Source organism: Hymenobacter swuensis DY53, assembly GCF_000576555.1.
Taxonomy (GTDB): domain Bacteria; phylum Bacteroidota; class Bacteroidia; order Cytophagales; family Hymenobacteraceae; genus Hymenobacter; species Hymenobacter swuensis.
Genome location: NZ_CP007145.1, coordinates 1,818,924 through 1,842,032, shown reverse-complemented (window position 1 = coordinate 1,842,032; position 23,109 = coordinate 1,818,924). Strand labels below are relative to the sequence as shown.

Here is a 23,109-nt window from a genome sequence, read left to right as displayed (position 1 = left end):
TTTTGCAATTTCTTCATATGAAAAACCTCGCTACTGCGTACCGGCTGGCTTTTGCGGCCGGAAGCCTGTTATTACTTACCGGTACCTTCTCCTCCGTTCGGGCACAGGGCTCCGGTGGCCCTACCCCTGATCCTACGGCCGTGCCGATTGACGGGGGCGCTTCTCTGCTGCTGGCGGCAGGAGTAGGCCTGGGCCTGAAAAAGCTGCGGGACCGGCGCCGGGCATAATCCTATTCTGCCTTCTTGTAAAACAGCCTACTCCGACATTATTCGGGGTGGGCTGTTTCTGTTTTCAACGAGTCCAATGCCCTATTCATCGCCCTGCAGCCTACCATTTACCTAGAAAAAGTTTCCAACGGCAAATCCGCCTCTATCTTTGCAGCCGTAAATACCACCAACCTGCCGCTGTCCGGGTATTTCTTTTTTGCAACAACGACAGTACTGCCCCGCCTCTATCTTATTGCCTCGCACCCACACACCGGTTGCAGGCCCTGAACAGTTCCTCGTGTATGTCTTATTCTGCTCACCATGGATACCTCCGTCTCCACTCCCAACTTGGCGGCAACTGCTTTGGCCCTGTTGCTCTTAGCTGACCTGCTCCCCACCTACCCCATTGATAACGGAAGCGTTTTCCGGCACAACCACCAATCTGTTTCAGCGGCGGCTCCCTGCCGCCACCGGCGGCACCGGCCGTAACCAGTTGCTTTGCCCATAAACACCGCAACCCCGCCCCACTGCATTCGTGGGACGGGGTTGCGGTTTTTTCATGGATGGCTGTCTGCTATACGCCGCCTTCCATCCGCACAATACGCGGGGTGAAGGACCCCAGCACGTCTACCAGCTCTGTCTGGCTCTGCATCACCTGGCGGATGTCTTTGTAAGCCTGCGGGGCTTCGTCCAGCCCACCACCGATAAGCTCTACGCCGTGCTGTTGCAGGTAGCGGCGCATTTCAGCTTCGCCCAGCTCCTGCTTGGCCCGGGTACGCGACATTTGCCGGCCTGCGCCGTGCGAAGCCGAACTTAGGGCGCTAGCCTCGCCCCGCCCCCGCACAATGAAACCGGGAGCCGTCATGGAGCCTGGGATAATGCCCAGTACGCCGGCCCCGGCCGGGGTAGCTCCTTTGCGGTGCACTACCACTTCCTGCCCCGTTACCAGCCGCTCCTTCCAGGCGAAATTGTGGTGGTTTTCCACTTTCCCCAGCGGCCGCTCACCAAGAGCCTTAGCCAGACGATGATGGATCTGGTGGTGGCAGGCTGAGGCGTAGTCGCCAGCCAAGTTCATAGCGGCCCAGTACTCCTGCCCCGCTTCTGTTTCGAGGCCCAGCCACGCCAGGTGGCGGGCTTCGGCGGGCAACTGGCAGGTATCCTGCGCCAGTTTGGTGTAGTGGTTTGCCACGCTGGCTCCCAGGCCCCGGGAGCCGGAGTGTGAAAGCAGGCCCAGGTATTGCCCAACCGGCACGCCCAACTCGTTGGTGGGGTCGGTGATATCCACTACGCCCCACTCTACAAAGTGGTTGCCGCCGCCCGAAGAGCCGATTTGCGAAGCTGCCGTATCCAGCTTATTGCGCAGGAACGGAATGTCCCGGAACTCATCCCGGCTCAGCACCGCGTGGTCTAGGTGCTGACCGTGACGGAATACGTCACGGCCACCGAACTTGGTGTGCTCCAGCAGCAACTTGCGCAACTCCTGCACCCGTTGCTCCAAGTGCTTGGGCGGCAGTGCAAATACCGATAGGGCCATCCGGCAGCCAATATCTACCCCCACAGCGTAGGGGATTACGGCGTTATCGGTAGCCAGCACCCCGCCAATGGGCAGTCCGTAGCCGTGGTGAGCATCGGGCATGAGGGCACCGGCAACAGTCACGGGCAGTTTCATGGCGGTTTCCATCTGATGAATGGCTCCCTGCTCGATGTGTTCGGCTCCGAAAACGACGTACTCCTTACGCTCAGCCAGGGCAATGTGGCGACTGGGCGGTGGCAACAGCGCGGCCGCTGTGTGGCTCCAGTCGAGGTGGGTGAGGTAGGTTTGCGGGTTAGCCAGTAACTCCTGCAATAAAGTCAGCTGGTCGGTTTGAGAGAGTTTTTTGAGGTGTTTGCGCTGCAGTTGGGCCAGCGCCAGCCCAATGGCCCGACCTTCCGGGAAACCCAGTTGGCGAAGGTCGTTGCCACGTAATTGAGAGGCCATACTAATGGTTGTTACACGATGCGTGGGCCGGTTTCCGGCTCCTGCTCGTGAGAAGTGAATACAGAAAAACAGTACAAACGGGCCGGGCAACAGGGCGCAGTGCCTGCCATTATGCGCGCTACCAGTTACGCCACCGCCAGCCGAAGCCAACGGGCCGGATTCGAACCGGCATTTCATCGTCCTAAGCGAAGTAAGGCACCGCTACGGCACCGGCCCATTTGATTGTAAGTACAAAACCGGAGCAACAGACGGCCCGCGCAACGGGCCCTGACGGGCCCGACGGGACAGGTCGGAGTAGCGCGGGCCTACGGCATCCGGCGAGTGAAGGTGAAACGGATGAACTAGGAACAGCCCCCCTTGCTGGTATCAGCACGAAGCAGGGCTGTTGCAGGCCACCTTTTTCAGAAATATTCCGCCAACTGGGGCAATAAGCGCCGGGCTAGTCCTGCTCTAACCAACTGAGCTACGGCCGCTTCGTGCAAGGAAGCAACCGGCGGGACTCGAACCCGCGACCTGGGCGTTGTGCGTGCGAAGTAAGCCTCGGCTACGGCACCCACTTAACGGAAAAGGAGGGTAATGAAAGGGTAAAAAGGAAACACAGAAAGTAGAAATGGCGGCAACAAGCCGGGGCAACAAGCGGACAGCGAAATGACCAGCCCGAAGGCCGTTCTGCTCTACCAGACTGAGCTACGCCCCCGAAGCGGCGGCACGATTCGAACGTGCGACCCGAAGTAACGCGGTCCTACGGCACCCGGCCGGTGACGCCTCAACTGAACTCCCGCTGCGGGGTAACTGGCGGCTGGCGTGTGCACTGCAGCCAAAGCTGCAGTCGGGATTCGAACCCAAACCAGACCCGAAGGACTGGCTTCAACCAGACGAAGGAACGCCTGCCTACGACACCCACAGGAAGGGAGAATCAGTCGGGTTGGAACAGGGGGCCGCCTAAAGTAGCGGCCCGCACCGTTCCGGCTGGCGGCAGCCCTACAGGGTCAGCCGCCTTCCCAATGCATTTATGCTTTAGTCAGAAGGAACATGGGTTCATGAGTAGTTAAAGAGCGAATACCTGATTCGCAACCCGGGAGTAGCACAGCGTAGCAGTATAAGTATAAGCTACTCCCGGGGCCGCAGGTAACTAGAGGAATATTACTGCTAGGAATAGAGCACGAATCAACAGGATACATATAGTTGAAAATCAGATTTTTAACAGAATATTACAGCTCTATTTTCTCGATTTCTGTAAGAGCTGAGCCGCCGTTTTCCAGCGCCGTCAGCACGTCGAACAGTTTATCCGACCAGCCGGCCAGCAAAAAGGCACCCTGCTCCGGCTGCAGCTGCACGGGCGTAGTGCCGTGGCCAGCTAGGTCGAAGAGGTAGAGGCGAGCCTCAGGAGCCACCGTGCGACGGTATTCGGCCCACTCCGTGGCGATGCTGGCCCCATTGAAACGCGAGTTCCAGAGCTGGCAGTCGGTGAACAGCATCACTTTGTCCACCACCTCCCGGCGACGACGCAGGTCCTCAATCACCAGATGGCCATTGGTGCTGTAGCCAACTTCACCTTCGCGCTTGTAGAGTTCCTGCACATTGCGCAGCACCTGGGCACCGGGCAGCGTAATACGCTTCCAGGTGTCGCCAAATATGCCCGTTACCACGTTCTGGCAGCGGTTCCGCAGTAACATTCCCAGCACCAGGCCCACATCATAGAGCAGCACTTTGCTACGTGCCGATACCGGCTGCTGCATGGAACCCGACACGTCGCAGGCCACTACCACCCGGGTTCCGGAGCCGAAGCCGGGCAGGTTGGCAGCGCTATGGCCGATGGCAGTTTCTAGTGCCTCCAACACCTGCGCTACAGGATTTTGGCGTAGGCCTAAAGCCACCAGCGTGCTGCGTACCACACCGCCTTCCAGCTCTTTCACCTCGCGGTACGCTGCCAGAAAGCGAAAGGGCAGCTGCTTGCTGCGGGCCACCTGCCGGGCATCGGCCAGCGTGGCGCACACCTGGCTCAAGGCCTCGGTGGGCACACCGGCCTCCAGCATATTGCGCAGGTTACGCAGCAACGCCATGTACCCCAGTTTGCCACTCCCAATCAGCTCCGTCCACTTGCGGCGAAAGGCGGCAACCCGCTCATCGGCCGTAGCAAACGACTCCTGTCCCAGTGCCGACAACTCGGTTTCCCAGGTGTAGGGCGTTGGCAGCGTACCAGCCACCAGCTGATTAAACAGGGCCTGATGCGCTTCATCCTGGGGACGGGGATGCACCAGAAACAGCGCATCGCGCAGCCGGATAGTCCCCGCCCGGTCGTATTTGGCCAGTTGGTAGCCATCAAACTTGTGGAAAGCCAAAGCAAGTCCTTTCTGCACCTGCTTGGAGAGGCGGCCCAGCGTTTTAGGCCCGGTTCGGCCGTTGGCAGCGGCGTAGCAGGCCAGCAGCTCCGTAATTTCGTCGGGGCGCTGCACTACCCGGGCCACTAGGCGGCTCACCAGATTGGTACCGTGGTGTCGGCGGGCCAGTTCTACGGCCAGTACCAACGGCACGGAACGCAAGTGCAGATTCTCGCGGGCATATACTGCCAGCCGGGCCACGAACAGCGGGTCATTCTGAGCTACCAGTTGGCGCAAACGAGCCAGGCGCGTATCGGCTTTTTCGTAGAACTGGTTGCTCAGACCGGCAGTAGCTACTGCGGCATACAGCTCCAGCGCGGGCGTAAGGGCGTAGGCCGGCGCACCGGCATGGTTACGGATGGGGTTAGTAGAGGTATTGAAACGCATAGAAGTAAGAAATAAAGGCAAAGGAAAGGGGCCAAAGGAGTAGTTACCCCTTACTTTGTTACGGGAGATACCGGACTGAAAACTGCCAGCAGAAAGTTGACAAAACGCTGGATATCGGAAGATGACAATCGGTCTTTACGCGGATTTTTCATCGTTTTCATGCATTGATACAGACTTTTATTACCTCATTTATCTACACTAATAGATCTTAATTAAAATGATATCAGACAATAAAAAAACAGGCAATATCTTCCCTAATCCGTATTTCTCAACGGACAAAAATCAATAAAACAGCAATTACCTGGCTACTTAATTAGTGCTTGAAATTCTACCCAAACGTCGTTTGCTTCAGTCATTATCTGGCATCCGCTTGGCAAGGCGTGGCAATTCTTAAACACACTCCTAGTCGGACTTTTGCCCGGGCAAACTCGGCTGATACAGTTGTTATTCCGGGTCTTGTGAGATAGTGCCGGGCAGTATGCGGTAAGTAGTTGGCCACTGGTTAACTGGCAGTAACAGTCGGTTGGCGGGGACAGGGAAGGAAAAGCGCAGCATTTAGCAAGAGGATAGTTAACGGATGGACACAAAAGGGAAACGCCCGAATCTGGCTGGATTCGGGCGTTTGCGGTAAGATGATGTCAGGAGTAGAACCTCATCTGCGAGCTTGCGCGCCGAACCCCGGCTGAATCTTCCGATCCAGGCCATTGAGCATTGGCTGATAGTTGATAAAGTGGCGACGCATGGCAGTGAAGGATAAAGGCGTTGAGCAGGCTACTGCTTTTGAACGTGACAAAGGTAGAGTATTTATTTTCTCAATGTCAATACTTGACAAAAGTATTTTTTCAAAATTTATCAAACGTTTATTTTCGGCAGAAAAATTCAATCAGCACTTGTATACAATTAATCAACGTACACTGTCGAGTGCAACCTAAAAAACAACCAATCCGAGCAACGCAATTTCTATGCAGCCGGGTTATGGCAGGGCACGTGGTGCTACAGGCTGAATGACACCAAAGGCGGCTGGCGTACCTAATTAGCGGAAGCGTCGAGGGAAACGGGAGATTGGCAGATGTTTTTCGTGCGCCGGAAAGCACGTGGCTAAGTTTGGGAGCTGTTTTGAACGTGTAAAGCGGCTACACCTCTTTCCTCTCAACTACTTCCTATGAAAAAGCTACTGGTAGCTTCCCTCCTGCTGGGCCTGTTGGCCGGCGCCACTGTTCCCTCGGCCCAGGCCCAAACCGCACCTACCAAGGTGAAAGCCAAAAAGGATAAGCTCAAAACGAAAACCGAAGGCGACGAAAAGCCCGGCGAAGGGCGTGGAGGCCGTGGACAGGGGAACCGTCTGGCCGAAATGACCAAAGACCTCAACCTCACCGCCGACCAGCAAACCAGAGTAGCGGCCATTCAGCAGGAGCAAATGCAGCAGATGCAGGCGCAGCGCGGTACCGGCGGCACCGAGGACCGGACGGCTCGGATGCAGCAGATGCGGGCGCAGGAAGAAAGCACCGATGCTAAACTCAAAGGCGTGCTCACACCAGAGCAATACCAGAAATACCAGGCTAAGAAACAGGAACGCATGAAGCGGCAGGGGCCACCGTCGGGCACCAACCGCTAACGGCACCGAACAGACTTTCTTTGCGGTGCGAGGAATCTGGGCTCTCCCTGGCTGAGCGCCCGGGTTCCTCGTACTGCTTTTCCATCCGCTTCCCGCTTTATGCCCATGCAACTGCCCCGAGTATCCCGTCAGCAAGTATTGCGCGTGATTGTGCACGTAGCCGCGTGGGTGGCCGTGGCCACTCTTCCGCGCCTGCTCTCGGAAAATCCGCCACCGTTTCGGCCGGGAAACTTGCTGCTGCCTCTGACGCTGGCGGGGTATTTCTATCTGAACTATTACGTACTAATTCCACGGCTTTTTGCCCGGAAAAAGTTTGCCCTATACTTCCTGCTGGCCGCCGGCCTGCTGGCGCTGGTATATCTACCCATGCTGCTGCGCATCACGGGAATGCTGCCGCACCACCCGCCGCACCCACATTATCCGTTGCCGCCGGGTGCTATCCACTACTCCCGCCCCCCCCAGGGCCTGTGGCTGATTGGGATACTAGCCTGGATTATCAGTAGCGGCATGCGCATCACGGGCGAGTGGTTTGACACGGAGCGGGCCCGGCAGGACTTGGCCAACAAGCAACTTACGGCCGAGCTGGCGTTTCTGAAGTCGCAGGTGAGCCCGCATTTTCTGTTCAATACGCTCAATAATATCTACTCCCTGGCCCACCTGAAATCCGACGACACACCGGAGGCCATTCTCAAACTGTCCCAGCTCATGCGCTACATGCTGTATGAATCGGAGGCGGCGCGGGTGCCCCTGGGCCGGGAGGTGGAGTATCTGCGCAACTACATGGATCTGCAGCGGCTGCGCCTTGACCCGGAGCAGGTAGATATTCGCTTTACGGTGGACGGGTCGCTGGACGGGGCTCTAATTGAGCCCATGCTGCTGATTCCGTTCGTGGAAAATGCGTTTAAGCATGGCGTCAGCGCCCGGCATTCTTCCCGGATTGCCGTAGACCTGATTATGCGGCAGGACCAGCTGTTGTTTACGGTACAGAACTCGCGCTTTCCGGCCGTGGGTGGCCACGACCCGAACTCGGGCATCGGGCTGCCCAACGTGCGCCAGCGCCTCAGCCTGCTGTATCCCAACGGCCGCCACCTGCTGCTGCTAGAAGAAACCAGCGACGAATTTATTGTGGAACTAACCCTGACCCTTGCCCATGCTCCGTTGCCTGCTCGTGGATGATGAACCCCTGGCTCTGCGCCTGCTCACCTCGTACGTGGAACGCGTACCCTTTCTGGAACTGGTGGGCACCTGCCGGAGCGCCCTGGAAGCCATGACGGTGCTCCAGCGGGAAGCCGTGGATGTGCTGTTCCTGGATGTGCAAATGCCGGACCTTACGGGGGTAGAATTTGTGCGTAGTATGCAGCCCCAGGCTCTGGTGATTTTCACTACCGCCTACGAGGCGTACGCGCTAGAAGGCTTCAACCTGAATGCCGTGGATTATCTGGTGAAGCCTATTGCTTTCGAGCGGTTTGTGCAGGCGGCCCAGAAGGCCCAGGACCGCCTAGCCCCGCGTCCACCAGAGCCGGCCCCTGTGCCAGTGCTCCCCCCGCCCGCTAGCCCCACCGACGACTACATCTTCGTGAAGGCCGATTACCATACCCAACGCCTCAACCTACGGGACATCCGCTACCTGGAGGGCCTGAAAGACTACATCAAGATTTACGCCGGGGCCAAGCCGATTCTTACCCTGAACTCGCTCAAGGCCTTTGAGGACCGCCTCCCCAGCCCCGACTTTGTGCGCGTACACCGCTCTTACATCGTGGCCCTGGCCCACGTTGATTCCATTCGTAAAAACCGCATTTACATGGGCCCCGATATCATTCCCATCGGTGAGTCCTACGCAGAAGCATTTTTCAAGCTGATTGAAGGGCGCAACATGCACTAGCCGCCGGCGCTGCTGTATTACAAGAAACGCCCTCCGCTGCATGCGGAGGGCGTTTTCGGTTTTCATTCTTTTCCAGATTACTCGCCGGGCAGCTGGCGCTGGAAGTGCAGTTGAAGCAGCATGTCTATCTTTTCCCGGCTAAGGGGCTTACTGACCAGCCCCTTGATGGGCAGCTCGTCAATGCGGGCCAAGTCGGAGGAGTCCATGGAGGTAGTGAGCATCACGATGATGGTAGCATCCTGCTGGGCCTGAGGCAGGCGCATATAGGCTTCCAGAAACTCAATGCCATCCATGCCGGGCATGCTCACGTCCAGCAGCATCAAGGTGGGCATGTACGGGGGCGGCTGGGTAAGCAGAGCCAGCGCCTCGCGGCCGTCGTGGGCTATCTGCACCTGATCGGTCACGTTGAGTTTGCGGAGCATATGCTCGTTGAGAAAGTTGGTCGTGTCGTCGTCGTCAACCAGCAGGATATGGGGAAGCTTTTCCATGTACTGAAAAATAAAGGATGAAGGGAATTACGAGCGGGGCAGCGTTACCAGAAAGCGGGAACCCGTGCCGGCCTGACTTTGCACCGTGATAGTGCCACCGGCATTTTCCACAATGCGTTTCACCATGTACAGGCCTACGCCCGAGCCCTCGACGTGGTTATGCAGCCGCCGGAACAGCACAAACAGCTTGCGTTGCTGCTGCTCATCCAGGCCCAGACCGTTGTCAGCCACTTCCAGGAACACCTGGCTGGCCGAGCAGTGGGCCCGTACCTGCACAATAGGCTCCCGCTCAGGAGCGTGGTATTTGAGCGCATTACTGAGCAGGTTGTACACGATGCTGCGCAGATCCTTCGGGGTAAAGTAAACGATTGGACAGGCATCAAGATCAAGTAACACCCGGGCGCGGGTGGCGGCTACTAATGGAGCCAGATCCAGGCGCACATCCTCTACCATAGCCCTCAAGTCCACGGCTTCGATGGGCTGCGTGTTGCCATACTGTAGGCGCGATACGTCGGTCAGATGCCCCACGGTTTGCTGAAAGCGGGCCACGGCTCCCTGCATCATATCCAACAGGCGCGGTATCATAGGCTCGGAGCCGATGGCGGGCAGATAGTCGCGCAGGGTATCCAGCAGGCCTTCAATGTTGGCAATGGGTGCTTTCAGGTCGTGTGAGGCTGTGTACACGAACGTATCCAAGTCAGTATTGGTGCGGATAAGGCGGGCGTTGGTGGCATTCAGCTCTTCGTTAGTAGCCTGCATTTCCGCGTTGATGGCGGCCAGCTCCTCGTTGAGGTTCTGCACCTGCCGGCGGGCCCCGACCTTATCGGTCACATCGACAATAAAGGCCAGAATACCCTGGGGCTGATCTGCCTTATCAAACAACGGCTGGTACACGAAATCCACGTACCGCTCCTGCCGTTGCCCAGTCTGCGGATCCAGCAGCCGCACGGCCCTGTCGGAACCGATGAAAGGCCGGCCGGTGGCGTACACCTCATCGAGTAGGCCCACGAAACCTTGATCCACCAGCTCCGGCAACACTTCGGCCACGGCCGCCCCCATCACAGTCCGGTTACCGGTAAACTGCTGATAGGGCTCATTGAAAAAGGTGTACCGGTGAGCGGGGCCGGTGAGCGTGGCAATGCAGGCCGGCACCTGGCCCAGAATCTGGCGCAACAGCCCCTGCTGTAGCTCCAACTGCTGGGTGCGTTCCTGCACGCGGGTTTCCAGCTGCTGGTTCAGCTGCTCTACTTCCTGGCGCGCCCGCACCTGCTCGGTTACCTCAGTAGCCACCACCATAGCCCCGTAAATGCTGCCATCGGCTTCGTACATGGGTACATACACAAAGTCCCAATACACGGTGTCGCGGCGGCCTTCCCGCTCGTGCACGGCCTCCATGGCGTGGGCCACGTAAGGCACGCCGGTAGCCATTACGCCGTCCAGCAGTTCCTCGTAGCCCATACCGGCCACTTCGGGTAATGCCTCAAATAGGCCCCGGCCCACAATCTGCTCCTGGGTGCGGCCCCACAGCCGGCACACGGTGGGATTAGCCAACTCGATGATGTAGTTAGGCCCCCGGTACACGGCAATGGCGGTGGGAGCCTGCTCGAAGACGCGTTGCAGCTCGCCACGCTGCCGCTCGGCCTCGGTACGAGCAGCCTGGGCTTCACGAGTGCGCTCCTGTACCCGGGCTTCCAGCTCCTCATTGAGTTGCTGCACCTGCTGGCGGGCCACCACTTGGTCAGTTACATCCACGGCAAATACCAGCATGTTCGTATCGCCGGCCGGTGTCCTGTGCAAAGGCTGGTACACGAAATTCACGTACCGCTGCCGCAGCTCACCCAGCGTGTCATCATAGAGCTGCAGGGCAATTTCCCGACCAATAAACGGCTGGCCCGTAACGTACACCTCATCCAGCAGCTCAATAATGCCCTGGGCCACCACTTCCGGTAATGATTCGGCCACCGTCTGGCCCAGCACGGCCCGCTTCCCGATCAGCCCTTGGTACAAGTCGTTGACGAAGGAAAACCGATGCTCGGGGCCAGTGAGCGTGGCAACGGCCGCCGGCACCTGGCCCAGAATCTGGCTGAGAAGCTGCTGCTGCTGTTGGAGCTGGCGGGTACGCTCTTGTACGCGGCTTTCCAGCTGCTGGTTCAGCTCTTCTACCTCGCGGCGGGCCCGCACCTGTTCGGTCACTTCCACGGCTACATCAATTACTCCCAGCACCTTACCCTGCACATCGTAGAGGGGCTGATAAACAAAGTTGTAGTAAGAAGTCTGCAGCTGCCCATCGCGCAGCATAGTGGCCGGGGTTTCGGTACCGGTTACCGGAACCCGGGTAGTGAGCACCTGCCGCAGCAAGTCATCGAAGCCCTGACCTTGCAACTCCGGCAGGGCCGTGAGCAACGGCTGGCCCAGCAGTTGCTCAAGTGGTCGGCCCAGCTGCTGAGCCAGCTTCTCGTTGATTGTAGTGATACGCAGCTCATCCCCCTGAAACAGGCCAATGGCTACTGGAGCTTGCGTGAGCAGGGCCTGCAGCAACTGCCGCTCCCGCTCTGCCTCGGCGCGGGCGGCCTGCTCGCGGGCTCGGCTTTCGCGCAGAACCTGCTCCACGGCACTGCGGTCCTGGCTGGCGTTGTCTGTAAAGCTTACTATCAACAAGTCTCCGCTGCGTTGAGCGGAGAGGTCAAAGTAATTATCCAGTCCGTCTTGTTGATAATAGAACTGCTCCCGACGGAGCTGATCAGCCAGAAACGCGTCGTGGTAAAAGGCAAAAATGCCAGCCTCCTGGGCGTGCGGATAATACGTCAGGAACGTTTCGGTGGGGTGTGCCGGTAGGCTCAGCATCCGTTGGGCCGCCGGATTCAGTTCCAGGTAAGCAAAGTCAACAAGCGCAGAGGTAGCTGGCGCGTATACCGGCTGAAACAGAATAACCCCCGTCAACGATACGTCCAGCAGCTTCTGTAACAGATCATGACTGGCCGCCAGCGTAGGCGCGAGTGAGGAAACCGAAGAAGTCATGCGGGCACAGGAAGTAAGGCGGAAAGCGAAGGTATGCACTTTGCTTTCCGCCTTACGCAACCCGACCGGAATCCGCTAAAGCCATTGAGGGAGCGGCCGGCTACTGCACCCGCGTCAGATAGACGCCCAGCCGGGGCGGATTGGTACTGCTAGGCGCCCCCAGCACTACGCGCTCCGGGGTATCGAGGGTAGCAGGAGCCAGCAACATGCCCGTGTTAGACATAGTATGTTTCAGCACTGCTTCACAATACTGCTGCAGCAGGAACGTGTAGCTCCCCTGTTCCAGGTTGGTGTGCGCGGATACGCCGGTCTGGTAGGTACCCAGCAGTTGCGTGCCAGCCGTGGAGGCCAGAAATTCCCCAGATTGGTTGCCCCGGTTAGTGGCCTGGGCCGTGAGGGTGGCCGGAGGCGGCAGGAACCGGTTTTCGCTGCCCGCTACCGTTTCCAGCGTGAGCGTGGCCGCGTTCAGCACCCAGGTACCACCCAGCTCATTCAGGTTGAGCAGATACGGAATTTCAAGCTTGGTCTGCAGGCCCAGGACTCCCTCAATGTAGGTTTCGGCGGCGGTATGGGTGCTGGAAATGGCGTGCCGGGTAGTGGCGAGGGTGCTGAGCAGCGTACTCCGCCGGTCGGCCTGCACCTGGTAAAAATGCCGGCTACCGGCCACGGCCGTAAAGTCGAATACCTGTCCGTTGTCGGGGGCCGAGGAATAGTGATAAAACAGCTGCAGCACCATGCTTTCGGAGGTGGCCGCCAGCCGGAGCAGAGCGCCGTTGTCGGCGGCGGAGGGCATGAGAGCCAGCCCCGGCAGCCGCTCAGCCAGCTCATCCGTGGAAGACAACTGCCGACTCAAACCGGCCTGCAGCAGCTCCCGACCCAGCGCATCGGCGAGCCGGACCCGGATGGAGCTGAGGTTGGGACGGGCCCGGAACGGACGCGTTGCCAGCGGCGCAGCCTCATAGGCCCGGGAGTTGAAAGCATAGTAGGTATTGGCGGGCCGCAACGCCTCCGTAAGCCGATGAACTTGCAAGTGCTGCACCTGCGTGGTGTCGCCGTAGCGGTAGCTGTCGGTGGGCAGCACCAGCACCAGCGAATCGAACTGCGCGCCGGCTTCCGGCGTGAACCCGCCGGCCAGGCCCAGGCGCAGGTAGCTGCGGGCCGTGATGGTGCCCAGGCGTGCATCCTGGTACTGGCCCACCATCAGGTAGCTGCTGGTCGAAGTCGGCACCGAATCGACCAGTACCGTGGACATGCGTACCGTGAGCGTATCAATATATATCGTGCCTGTTACGGCTGCGGCGGGAACGTCGCCCACTACGTCTTCGCTCAGCTCACAGCTGCTGAGCAACACAGGCAGCCCGATGAGCAAGGCTAGCCGGCAGGCAGCTCCCCGGAGCCGCCTGCCTAATGAGTATGGCCACTTAGTCTGCATCTTCCGCGTCGGGAGCCAGCTGCCAGAAATCATCCAGACGGGTAGTGCCAGTGGTGCCCAGGCCCAGGTAGCCATAGTCGCCCAGCCCGAAGCCCACGGCCTGAATGCGGGCCGAGCCCTCAAACGCCGTTTTTACTTTCCAGGTATCCTCGTCGGGGTTGTATTCCCAGCACGAAGTCAGGTAGCCGCCGTTGGTGCCTAAGGCCACAAAGCCCCGGTTGTTCACCACAAAAGCCGAGGCCGCGCTGCGCGGCACGTTGCTGTAATCGTAGTCCTCGTCGGTATTGCTGACGAGGGCACGGCGCTCCGTCCATTGCTCGGTGGCGGGGCTGTATGACCACATATCCGTCAGCATGAGGTCATTGTCGGTGCCAGCCAGAATGTAGCCGCTTTCGTGCAGCGTAAAGGCCACGGCCCCTACCCGCTTGTTGCCCCCGAAGCTGGGCTTCTGCGTCCATTGGTCGGCCGTGGGGTCGTACTGCCAGAAGTCCTTCTTGAAGTTACCATCGTAGCCAGTACCCACGTAGCCTTTATCCTCCAAGCTGAGGGCCACCGCGCCGTAGCGGGCCGTCCCGCCAAAATCGGCCTTTCGGGTCCAGGTGTTGGTAGTGGGGTCGTACTGCCAGAAGTCACGCAGCTTGTTCACGCCATCGTAGCCGGTACCCACGTAGCCTTTACCGCCGGCCGCAAACGCCACGGCCTGAATGCGTCCCACGCCGGGGAAATCGGCCAGCTGCCGCCAGGTGTTAGTGGCGGGCGTGTATTCCCAGAAGTCTTTGAACCGGTCCACGCCATCGGTGCCGAGGCCCACATAGGCTTTGCCGTTGAGCGTGAAGCTGACAGCCGCGTTTCGAGCCAGCCCTTCGAACTGGGAACGGGTGGTCCAGTCGCCCAGCACTTCCTCCGTCGTGTCGTCGTCGTCGTTGGAGCAGGAAGTCAGGGCGAAATTCCAGGTGAGTAGCAGGAGCAGCCAGAGTAGTACCCGAGGGTGTTTCATGGGGAAAGAATAGGTTGGTTTTGCTGGGGAGAGCCCGCGCCGACGGCAGTAGGTTGCACCCAGAAATGGCCCGCAAGCCCGGCAGAGTTGGTTTTACCTACTCCCGGGCCCGACCTGTACTCTACCAACGGCCTGATATCACAGACCACTTCCGGCTTTTTATCGGCAGTTTGCCCGCGCATTTTTTTCGCAGAGGGCTGAAAAAATGAAAAAACTTCCGGCCCAGGCCCTGCGTTCTGCCCCTGTTCTATGCCCTGTCTCGCCTCCTCCGCCCGCTACAGCATCAGCCTGCCCAACGGCCACCGCTTCCCCATTGCCAAGTACGCCCTCATTCAGGAGCAACTGCTGTGGCAGGGCATTGCCGCTCCCTCCGATTTTTATGACCCCGGCTTTGCGGCGGAAGAGGACGTTTTACGCGTACATTCTGCTGAGTACTGGCAGCGGGTGCGTGACCTGCAGCTCTCCGCTGCCGAAGTGCGCCGCCTGGGTTTGCCCCAAAGCCCCGAGCTGGTGCGCCGCTCCTTAAGCAGCGTGGCCGGCACCGTAGAATCGGCCCGGCGGGCGTTGCAGGACGGTATCGGACTGAGCCTGGCTGGCGGCACCCACCACGCGTTCCGGGACCGGGGCGAGGGATTTTGCGTGCTCAACGACATTGCCGTGGCTGCCGCTCATCTGCTTCATCATCAGTTGGCCCGCCAGGTGCTGGTGGTGGACCTCGACGTACACCAGGGCGACGGCACGGCCAGCATTTTCCGACAGGAGCCACGCGTGTTCACCTTCAGCATGCACGCCGGGGCCAACTACCCGTTGCGCAAGGAGCAGTCAGACCTGGATATTGCGCTGGAGCTGGGCACCGACGACGCAACGTATCTGCGCATTCTACGCGATACGCTACCCCGGCTTCTGGCGGAAGTGCAACCTGATTTCATCTTCTACCAGGCCGGCGTGGACGTACTAGCTACCGACAAGCTGGGCAAACTGGCCCTCACCCAAGCCGGCTGTCGGCAGCGCGACGAATACGTGCTGAACCTATGCCGCACAGCCGGCCTACCCGTGGCCGTGAGCATGGGCGGCGGCTACTCCGAGCAGCTCCGCGACATCGTGGATGCGCACTGCAACACGTTTCGGGTGGCATATGAGCTGTTTGGGTGAGTTACCGGAACATCAGGCTGATGCCAGGAAGCCTCTCGCGGGATGCTTCGTTCTGGCTTGATGCGCCATATACTCGGCCTTGCATTCCAACCTGCTTTCCCACAAAAAAGCCCTAACGCAATGCGTCAGGGCTTTTTTGTGCGACAGTCACGCCCTCTTACGGAGAAGTCAGCAGCTTGAATACGGCATCATACACGCTTTGCCACTGGCGCTGGGCAATGTTGAACTGCATCTGTTGCAGCCGATGCGTAAACTCGGCTTCTTGGGCGGTTTCCAGCGCGTCGGCCAGGCCCCGGAACCGGCCCAGGGTGGTGGCCAGCTCGCCGGTCAGCTGGGCTACGGCTTGGTGGGCCTGCGTGCATTCTGCTACTACCTGCCGCAGCGCCGCCCCCGTCCGCCGCAGCTGGTCGAGTTGAAGGTGCCCGGCCTGCCCGGCAATGCGGGCCAGCCCCGGCCCCAGCGGCGACAAAGTGTATTTGAGAATCAGGTCCAACAGTTTTTTTTCGAATGAGTCGGTGGCCGCTGTTATACCGGCCACTTCGGCCCCAAGGCTATCCTTGTCCTCGGCCAGCAACGGCAGAGCCGCCCCGTAGGCCTGGGCCGCCGCCACGAGCAGCTGCTGATTCTTGTCCAGCTCCGTGATGAGCTGGGTGAACAGAGCGAGGATTTCCTGCCGCTGCCCGACCGTTGGGGGCGCCTTCCCCAGCTGCCCGTAAATGGCCAGAATGCGGGTGCTAATGCCCGAGAAGGAGGAGTTGAACTGCAGGAATTCCGTGGCCCAACGCATCAGCAGGGTATTGCCGGCCCAGTACGTGCCGGCCCGGCTTTGGGCACGTTGCAGGGCCGCGCGCGTGGCCGGGAATTGCTCGAACGGGTCGGGCAGATGCACGGTCATGCCCTCCAGCGTCACGTCGTACGCGCCCGTGGCCAGGGCCTGCAGGTCGTTCACGTACGCCGCCACGGCTTTAGCGCGCGGATGCCAGGCCGCTAGGGCGGCTTGTATCTGCTCAACGGGCGGCAGCAGATCAAGCTCCGGATTGGGAGTAAATACCATCATGCCGCTAGTCCAGGTCCCGGCGCGTGAGCAACAGCTTCATCCGGATGGCCGTGAGGCCCGACAGGTCGCCGGCTTGCTCAATGGTGGCCAGCCAGTTAGTGAAGGGGCTTGGCATCATGTAGTTATCCTTGCTCACGCCGATGGGCCGCCAGCGCGTAAACGGCTTTTCGTTGGCTTCATATCCGAAGTTAAGGCCCATGCCTTGCGAGATGAAGTGGGCCGAAGGCGAGCCGCCGTAGCCGTTTTCATAGCGGCCGGTTGTAGCCACCCGCAGGCTGATAACTCCTTTCGAGCTGGGCTGGGCACCCTTCAGGTAAAACCAAGCTTCCGTAATAAAATACGCCGACCGTTGTCCTTCGCTTAGCCAGGTATCAAAAGGTGGGGCGTTAAGCGGCGTTGACCAGCTGAGGCGGGGCTTTTGCCCCGGCAGCACCGAAAGCTGGGCGTAATTGCCGGTATCGGGCACTAAGGAAGAAGCCCGCACCACCGGAATTTCGAAGAAGCCCGTTTCCACCTCCTGATCCAGGCGGGGCTTAGCGAAAAGCTGCTCAATGTCGCGCTTGATGGACTTGAACTCCTCATTGAGGGCATTATAGTCCATGCTTAGCCGGAGCTTCATGGGCGGCTCCACCAGGTAATTGTAGGCGTAAGCGGCGCGGTAGCCTTCCGCTATAACCAGCAGGGAGCGTTTCGTGTTGATGGCCGCTTCCAGCAGCAACGACTTGCAGAGGCTAATCTTCTCTTCCAGGGTTTTGGCTTCCCGCTGCAGCTTGTCCCAGCGGGCCATGGCAAACCGGGCGGCGTTGCGCTGGGCCGCTATTTCCAGGCTCCGGGCCTGCAGACGCGCCAAAGCCACTGATTTCAGGCTCAGGGCTTTGCCATACTCTGTGAGCGTGTACAGGCTCATGTAGTACTCTTTGGCTCCGGCAACGGGCGCGGCCCCGTCCTTGCCGCTGCCGCCGTGCATGCTATCGTGCAGCGTCAGCTCGGTGCGAGTGATAAAGATGTTCCAGTCCAGCTCCGGGTCGATGGCGCCAATTTCGGCCAAATCCGGCAGCGCAATGGTGTTGCGTTCTTCCAGCGTCTGGGCCTTCGAGATATCCAAGGCTTTCTTGCCTGCTTCCGCCGCCGCCTTGCCAATCTTGGCCGAGTGCTCCAGGGCGGTTTTCAACTTCATCACCTGCTCTACCAGGTTTTTTTTCACGATATCCAAGGCCATTTTCTCGATGGCCGAGGCCGACGAACGGGCTAGGTCAACGGCCTTCGATTCCGCTTTGGCCGCCGAGGCCGCCGCCGCGTTCGGGTCGGGCACGCCAGCTCCGAAGTAGGCGGCACCCAACTGCACGGCCACGCCCACAATTTCCAGCACGGTCGTTAGCGTGCGCATGGTAGAGGCCATATCCAGGCCGGCTTTAAACTGCAGAAAAGCCAGCCGTACGGTGTGCTCCTGCAGCTCATAGGCCCAGCTTAGCTCGCCGTACTGCTTCCAGGCGGCGTCAATTTCCTCCTGATTGAGCCGGGCGGCCGTGGCCAGTGCCTGCTCATCGGCCCCGGCCACGTCGCGCAGCGCCGCCGCCAACGACTCCACAGTTTGCTGCACATCCGAGCGGATTTCCAGGCTCTGGATCTTGTTTTCATAACCCTGCAGCACCGACAGCAAGTCGGTAATGCGGGTTTGGAGATAAGCTTCGCTCCAGACCGGCACCGAGCGGGCCGCTCCGTCGCCACTGGCCAGCAGTACCAGGGCCGTTGCCTGGTAGTTGAGCTGCGTGGCTTCGGGACCCAATGCGCCGCCGGCCGTGCCCAGCGTGTGGGTGCAGCCCACCACCCATTTCAGGATGGATACCCCTTCGGCCCGCTGGGCCGGCACCTCCAGCAGCTCAGCAGCCCGGGCAAACTGGGCCTTTAGCATGTTCCAGACGTGGGGTTTACGCGCAATGGCCTTGATGCGCATCGGCTCGGTAGTTACCGTGACGGTAAACTCTTTCCCATCCACCACGCTCGAAATCAGCTGGGGCGTTTTTACCGTGTTGAACGACATCGGCAACGCGTAGGTACCACCGCTGGGACTTGCCTTGATGGATGGCTGGTCGCCGCTACCACGAATTTCCTGCGTGAGGATTAGCAGCGTAGCCTCACCGATGCTGGATTTTGCGGGCATGATGAGTGGCTTCATTGGGGTGCCCACATCTATTACCCGCGCCACAATGTTGGTAAGCGGCGCGTCGTAGAGCTGCACGTCGGGCACAAACGTATCGACGAAAATGTAGAGCGGCGACGCTTTGGTAAGCTCCTGGGGGTCCAGTTGCCGGATGAGCGCGCTTACTTCGCTGGCCCGGATGTGCAGGCGGGCAATGATAATGGCCTGATCGGGGATACACTGCACGAAATCGAAGCCACTCGGACTGGTGAGCAGTTCGGTGCCCACCGTTGTTAATGAGGAAGTAGCGCTCATACCTGGGAGTTGCTTTGCACGGTGATGAAGGCCTTGGAAGTGAAGTCGTAGGTTTTCTCGGCCGTTTTCTTCCACTTCTCCTGGGCCACCCGAATATTAGTCCGCTGCTCGTATGTATCCAGGTCTTTGAGAGCTTCCGGCGAAGTTTCCTCCACTATTTTATGCAGCCGGAACGTGACATCGTTCCAGACGCCGGCAATGTCTTCCAGGCTCTTGCAGACGGCTTTGAGGTACTTATCCAGCGGCGTCAGGGCTTGGTTCAGAGAGCCGATATCGGTAACGAGGCGCGCCTTTTTCCGGGTTTCCGCGCTCAGGCTGCCAATTTCGGCCTCTATCTCATTGGCTCGCTTCCGGGCTTTCTCGGCTAGGTCGCCGAGTACCCCGCCGGCCACGGCCGACAGCGGCCAGAGCATTCCGCCACTGATAATAAACAGCCCCACGGAACTGGCTGTAGCCGCCGCTACCAAATCAACATAAGCGGAGCGTGTGCTTTCCAGCAGCGCCTGTTTTTGGGTCAGCTTTTCGGCAATATCCTTGTTGGCCTTTTCCGCTTCTTTGTAGATATCGGACTGCTTGCTGAAGTACGTATCAATGGGGGCTTTTACTACGGCCATCTCTTCATTGTACTTCAGCAAAGCAGCGCGCAGCGCAACAGTTTCCTTGCCTATGGTTTCGGCCGTTTTTATCAGGCCGCGTTTGCCGCTGCCCAGCAGCAATGATTTCAGCATATCATAGCGCTCCTCCTCATCGTCCGTTTCTTTGAGCGCCTCCTGCAGTTCCTTGTAGGTGAAGGTGAAGGTTTCCGCCGCGTTGGCAATGCGTTGCGAGAGCCACACAATCTGCCCGTAGAGCGTGGCGGGTTTGTCGCCCGTGGCCAGCTTGGTAATTTCGGCGGCCAGCTTGGCTGGGTTCCCGAATTTGGCGCAGTGGGCGTTCAGGTCTTTCAGCGCCTGAACGCAGCCCACCACTTTGTCTCTGCTGGTGAAACTTCCATACTGGGTGTCGAAATCGGCCAGCGCAATAGGCAACGCCAGCGCGGTAACGGTGGCCAGCTGCAGGTTGATGAAATCAGAGGAGAAGATGACAAATTTTGAGGTTGGCCTAGGCTCATCATTCGCCTTTAACAGTCCTTCCTCACTGATAACCAGATCATGACTTTTAATAAGGGCCCGCAGCTCGGTAGATAAGGGCTGCAGCGGAACAATAATACCATCGGGTGGCACGAGGGAAAATGCAGCATCGCCCAACGGCAGCTGTTGCGTGGCAGAGGTAATCGACGACATGAGGATAGGAAGTAGTGTGGTGAATGATGGAAAAGGAAGCGGTAAGGTAGAGAATAACCCAAACCCTACAGGCTGCTTTTATTTCCCGGAATAGTAAAAATTACCGTTAACCAAGCATTGTAGGCAGCAGTACACTCTGGCCAGCTGACCAGCAGCACCGAGTAGTCTTGCGGGACAAAGTAGCCTTCTCCTCTTTCCCTCTTCCTTACCTTTGCACCTATGAATCTGCACAACCCGCTCACCGATTTGCCCGCCGCTAACCAACTCCCCACGCCGGCCCCGGCAGAAGCCCCGGGCACCCCGACACAGCGGGCGTTTCGGGAGGCGGTGGCGCAGGTAGAAGGACTGCGCCACCGGCTGCGGGAGCTGCAACAGGAGCAAGCCGAGGCACGCCGCCGCTACTGGCAGCAGGTTGGCCCCGCCGCCGAAACCGTGGTAAAAGCTCGACAGACGCTGTTTGTGCCTTTGGAAGAGGCCTTGCTGCTGGGTTATTTCAGCCGGCTGGAAGAGCAGCAGATTACCGCCCTCATCGTGGGCAACGCCCATTCCCTGCAGAACCGCTTCGGGGAAGATGCGGCCGAGGTGCTGCGCAAATACGCGCCCCGCCGCCGGGTGGACGATGACGACGAACAGCCTGCGGTGAAAGTTGCCGAACCCACCGCTGAGGCTCTCGACCCAACCCTGCCGCCCCACGAGCAGGCGGCCCAGGCGGCCCGCACCCGGCGCAAAACCAAGCAGCAGAAAGCCGAGGAAGCTGCCACCCAGGCCGCCCGCGACCAGGAGCAGCAGTTGCTTTCCAACACCAAAACCCTCTACCGCCAGCTGGCCCGCGCCCATCACCCCGACCTGGTGCAGGACGAAGCCGCGCAGCAGCACCGCACCCAGCTGATGCAGCGCATCACGGAGGCCTACGAAACCAATGACCTGTACACGCTGCTCCAACTGCTCTCCGAAACTGCCCCCGCGTCGGCCGCCGACGATACTGTGCTCGGCCGCTACACCCAGGCGCTACAGCAGCAACAGCAGGAACTAAAGCAGCAGCTCAACGAGCTGAAATACGGCGAAAATGGCTTCAGCGGCAGCACCGGCAAGAAGCGTGAGCAGGAAATCCGCCAGCTCAAGCGCCACCTGCGCGCCGAGGCCGAGTACCTTCAGCACGTTACGCAGGTGGTGCAGGAGCCGGCTGGATTGCGGCAGTTGCTACGGGAGCTGGCTGCCGAAGGGCACACCACGGTATAAGCATGCCACGGCCGCATTTCGGCCAACTAGGTGCCGTTAGCGCGCTGCTGGAGCTAGCTGGCGCAACCAGAACACCACGCCCAGTAACACCAGCAGAGCCAGGGCTGGCATCCCACCAGCCAAACCACCCGGAATCCTAGTGGCGTGCATCACCACCGCGCCTACCATAATCAACATCAGGCCTAGGGCCGCCGGACGCACAAAGCGCGGTATCAACAGCCCGATACCACCCAGCACTTCGGCGGCGGCTACCACGTATGCCAGCACACCGGGCAAGCCCAGCTTCCCGAACGACTCAACGGTGGCCGCCAGATTCAGGAATTTGTTGCCTCCGGAAGCAATGAATGCCAGGGCCAGCAGCCCTTGCAAAATCCAGGCAACGACGTTGCGGGTAGAAGTAGTCATGAGGAAGGGAGTTGGGTGTAGTGACGGGGTGCCTATACAAATCCCTGAAATATAGAGCTTATCAACTATATGCAACGCACCACTGTGTGGCTCAATCCGGACGGATTACCGCTACGGCCCACGGCGCTGCTCATCTGCTTCCCCACTGCCTATTCCATGAAGGCCACCACCTGCCGCAATACCGCCGGGTCGCGCATAATCTGGTTGTGGCCCAGGCCGGCGGTGGCCCGAAAATCGAGGCCGGGCCAGTTGGCGGCAATTTCCTCAGCTTCCGCGAAGGGAATACTGGCGTCGTTATGGTCGTGGAGCAGCAGGGCGCGGTCGGCCGGGAACTGGCGGCCCACCTGAATCAGGCTGAAGCTCTCGGCGTCGCGGCCGTGCTGCTCCTGCACGTACCGGTTGATGCGGGCCACCACGGCCGGCGGCAGCTGCAATAGCCCGGCAAAACGCTGCGCCACAGCCGCCGTGCTGCCCGGCACCGCCAGCAGCACCAGGCGTGGCAGCCGGCCGGTTCGGGCCTGGTTGAACTGCACCGGCACGCCCACCGTGGCCGCCCCGCCTAGCGAGTGAGCCACCACAGCGTACACGTCGTCCAGCGCATCGGCTACGGCCTGCACGGCGCGGGCAAAGTTGGGCAGCGTAGTGCGGCGGCCCTCCGACGTCCCGTGTGCCGGCCCATCCAGAGCCACCACCCGGAAGCCCGCCGCCACCAGTTCCCGGGCCAACACGCCCCAGAAACTGGCCCGGTGCTCCCAGCCGTGCACCAGCAGCACCGTGCGCTCACCGGCCGGGTTCCACTCATAGGCGGTTACCGAACCGGTTTTGGTAGCTACCGTGAACGGCCGGGCCGCAGCCAGCGCCGCCGCTTCCCAGTGCTTTTCGGGGAGCCGCCGGGGCGTGGTGAACAGCTTCCAAGCCTCCCCGAAGGCCCATTCCGTGGAAACCGCCGCCAGCACCCGAAACTTCAGTCGCAGCAGCTTAATGGCCGGAGGCAGACTGACAACCGGGGACGGAGAAATAGTAGGCATGCCGCAAATATCCGCTGCTACGCGCGAAAGACCGTCATCCCGGCCCGAATTAGGCTTTTCAATTGGTGAAGCAATTCGGCTGCCAGTTCCTGCACTACGGAACTCC

Annotated in this window: 18 protein-coding genes and 1 tRNA gene; 7 read left to right on the top strand and 12 right to left on the bottom strand. The window is 59.7% G+C overall.

What is annotated here, in order from left to right; all coding sequences use genetic code 11:
• Positions 1 to 17 precede the first annotated feature (17 nt).
• Both HSW_RS09285 and HSW_RS24215 read left to right on the top strand, forming a co-directional pair.
• Entirely contained in the window at positions 18 to 227 is a 210-nt protein-coding gene (locus HSW_RS09285; protein WP_044001714.1) for a PID-CTERM protein-sorting domain-containing protein, read from the top strand.
• A 300-nt stretch (positions 228 to 527) separates the two neighbouring features.
• The gene (locus tag HSW_RS24215) at positions 528 to 695 is read left to right on the top strand and encodes a hypothetical protein (protein WP_155832897.1); all 168 of its coding nucleotides are present in this window, start codon (positions 528 to 530) and stop codon (positions 693 to 695) included.
• An 85-nt stretch (positions 696 to 780) separates the two neighbouring features.
• On the opposite strand, the gene HSW_RS09280 is transcribed toward HSW_RS24215, so the two are convergent.
• The 3 genes from HSW_RS09280 to HSW_RS09275 form a co-directional block, all read right to left on the bottom strand.
• Positions 781 to 2,184 (bottom strand): RtcB family protein, encoded by a 1,404-nt coding sequence (locus tag HSW_RS09280; protein ID WP_044001713.1) that lies wholly within the window; start codon positions 2,182 to 2,184, stop codon positions 781 to 783.
• Positions 2,185 to 2,328: 144 nt separating this feature from the next.
• A tRNA-Ser gene (locus HSW_RS24210) sits at positions 2,329 to 2,398 on the bottom strand.
• Positions 2,399 to 3,395: 997 nt separating this feature from the next.
• A complete protein-coding gene (locus tag HSW_RS09275) occupies positions 3,396 to 4,952 on the bottom strand; it encodes a TROVE domain-containing protein (protein ID WP_044001712.1) in 1,557 nt (518 codons plus the stop codon).
• A gap of 1,162 nt (positions 4,953 to 6,114) precedes the next feature.
• Here HSW_RS09275 and HSW_RS22720 point away from each other — a divergent pair.
• From HSW_RS22720 to HSW_RS09260, 3 genes are all read left to right on the top strand, one after another.
• Positions 6,115 to 6,567 carry a hypothetical protein gene (locus HSW_RS22720; RefSeq protein WP_052346286.1) on the top strand — a complete coding sequence of 151 codons (453 nt, stop codon included), beginning with the start codon at positions 6,115 to 6,117 and terminating at the stop codon, positions 6,565 to 6,567.
• 105 nt (positions 6,568 to 6,672) lie between these two features.
• On the top strand, positions 6,673 to 7,743 hold the full coding sequence (locus tag HSW_RS22715; protein WP_197031981.1) for a sensor histidine kinase: 1,071 nt from the start codon (positions 6,673 to 6,675) through the stop codon (positions 7,741 to 7,743).
• Complete coding sequence (locus HSW_RS09260; RefSeq protein ID WP_044001711.1) at positions 7,718 to 8,449, top strand: LytR/AlgR family response regulator transcription factor; 732 nt, start codon at positions 7,718 to 7,720, stop codon at positions 8,447 to 8,449. The genes HSW_RS22715 and HSW_RS09260 overlap by 26 nt, the downstream gene beginning before the upstream one ends.
• A gap of 77 nt (positions 8,450 to 8,526) precedes the next feature.
• Here HSW_RS09260 and HSW_RS09255 read toward each other — a convergent pair whose 3' ends face one another.
• The 4 genes from HSW_RS09255 to HSW_RS09240 form a co-directional block, all read right to left on the bottom strand.
• Positions 8,527 to 8,937, bottom strand: a complete 411-nt coding sequence (locus HSW_RS09255) for a response regulator (RefSeq protein ID WP_044001710.1) — start codon at positions 8,935 to 8,937, stop codon at positions 8,527 to 8,529.
• A gap of 27 nt (positions 8,938 to 8,964) precedes the next feature.
• Entirely contained in the window at positions 8,965 to 11,955 is a 2,991-nt protein-coding gene (locus HSW_RS22710; RefSeq protein ID WP_052346284.1) for a PAS domain-containing protein, read from the bottom strand.
• Between the two features lie 100 nt (positions 11,956 to 12,055).
• Positions 12,056 to 13,324, bottom strand: coding sequence for a DUF4270 family protein (locus HSW_RS09245; protein ID WP_044001709.1), 1,269 nt, complete (start codon positions 13,322 to 13,324; stop codon positions 12,056 to 12,058).
• Between the two features lie 52 nt (positions 13,325 to 13,376).
• Positions 13,377 to 14,384, bottom strand: coding sequence for a Kelch repeat-containing protein (locus tag HSW_RS09240; protein WP_044001708.1), 1,008 nt, complete (start codon positions 14,382 to 14,384; stop codon positions 13,377 to 13,379).
• 249 nt (positions 14,385 to 14,633) lie between these two features.
• Here HSW_RS09240 and HSW_RS09235 point away from each other — a divergent pair, with 249 nt between their 5' ends.
• A complete protein-coding gene (locus HSW_RS09235) occupies positions 14,634 to 15,536 on the top strand; it encodes a histone deacetylase family protein (RefSeq protein ID WP_044001707.1) in 903 nt (300 codons plus the stop codon).
• A gap of 157 nt (positions 15,537 to 15,693) precedes the next feature.
• Here HSW_RS09235 and HSW_RS09230 read toward each other — a convergent pair whose 3' ends face one another.
• The 3 genes from HSW_RS09230 to HSW_RS09220 are packed head-to-tail and all read right to left on the bottom strand — an operon-like array spanning position 15,694 to position 20,331.
• Positions 15,694 to 16,593: a hypothetical protein gene (locus HSW_RS09230; RefSeq protein WP_044001706.1), complete on the bottom strand. Its 900-nt coding sequence runs from the start codon at positions 16,591 to 16,593 to the stop codon at positions 15,694 to 15,696.
• A 4-nt stretch (positions 16,594 to 16,597) separates the two neighbouring features.
• Positions 16,598 to 19,048 carry a hypothetical protein gene (locus HSW_RS09225; protein ID WP_155832896.1) on the bottom strand — a complete coding sequence of 817 codons (2,451 nt, stop codon included), beginning with the start codon at positions 19,046 to 19,048 and terminating at the stop codon, positions 16,598 to 16,600.
• Positions 19,045 to 20,331, bottom strand: a complete 1,287-nt coding sequence (locus HSW_RS09220; RefSeq protein ID WP_044001704.1) for a hypothetical protein — start codon at positions 20,329 to 20,331, stop codon at positions 19,045 to 19,047. The genes HSW_RS09225 and HSW_RS09220 overlap by 4 nt, the downstream gene beginning before the upstream one ends.
• A 219-nt stretch (positions 20,332 to 20,550) precedes the next feature.
• On the opposite strand from HSW_RS09220, the gene HSW_RS09215 reads away from it, so the two are divergent.
• Entirely contained in the window at positions 20,551 to 21,570 is a 1,020-nt protein-coding gene (locus HSW_RS09215; RefSeq protein ID WP_044001703.1) for a J domain-containing protein, read from the top strand.
• A gap of 36 nt (positions 21,571 to 21,606) precedes the next feature.
• Here HSW_RS09215 and HSW_RS09210 read toward each other — a convergent pair whose 3' ends face one another.
• Positions 21,607 to 21,975, bottom strand: a complete 369-nt coding sequence (locus HSW_RS09210; protein ID WP_044001702.1) for a DoxX family protein — start codon at positions 21,973 to 21,975, stop codon at positions 21,607 to 21,609.
• 149 nt (positions 21,976 to 22,124) lie between these two features.
• Complete coding sequence (locus HSW_RS09205; RefSeq protein WP_044001701.1) at positions 22,125 to 23,003, bottom strand: alpha/beta hydrolase; 879 nt, start codon at positions 23,001 to 23,003, stop codon at positions 22,125 to 22,127.
• Between the last annotated feature and the right edge of the window lie 106 nt (positions 23,004 to 23,109).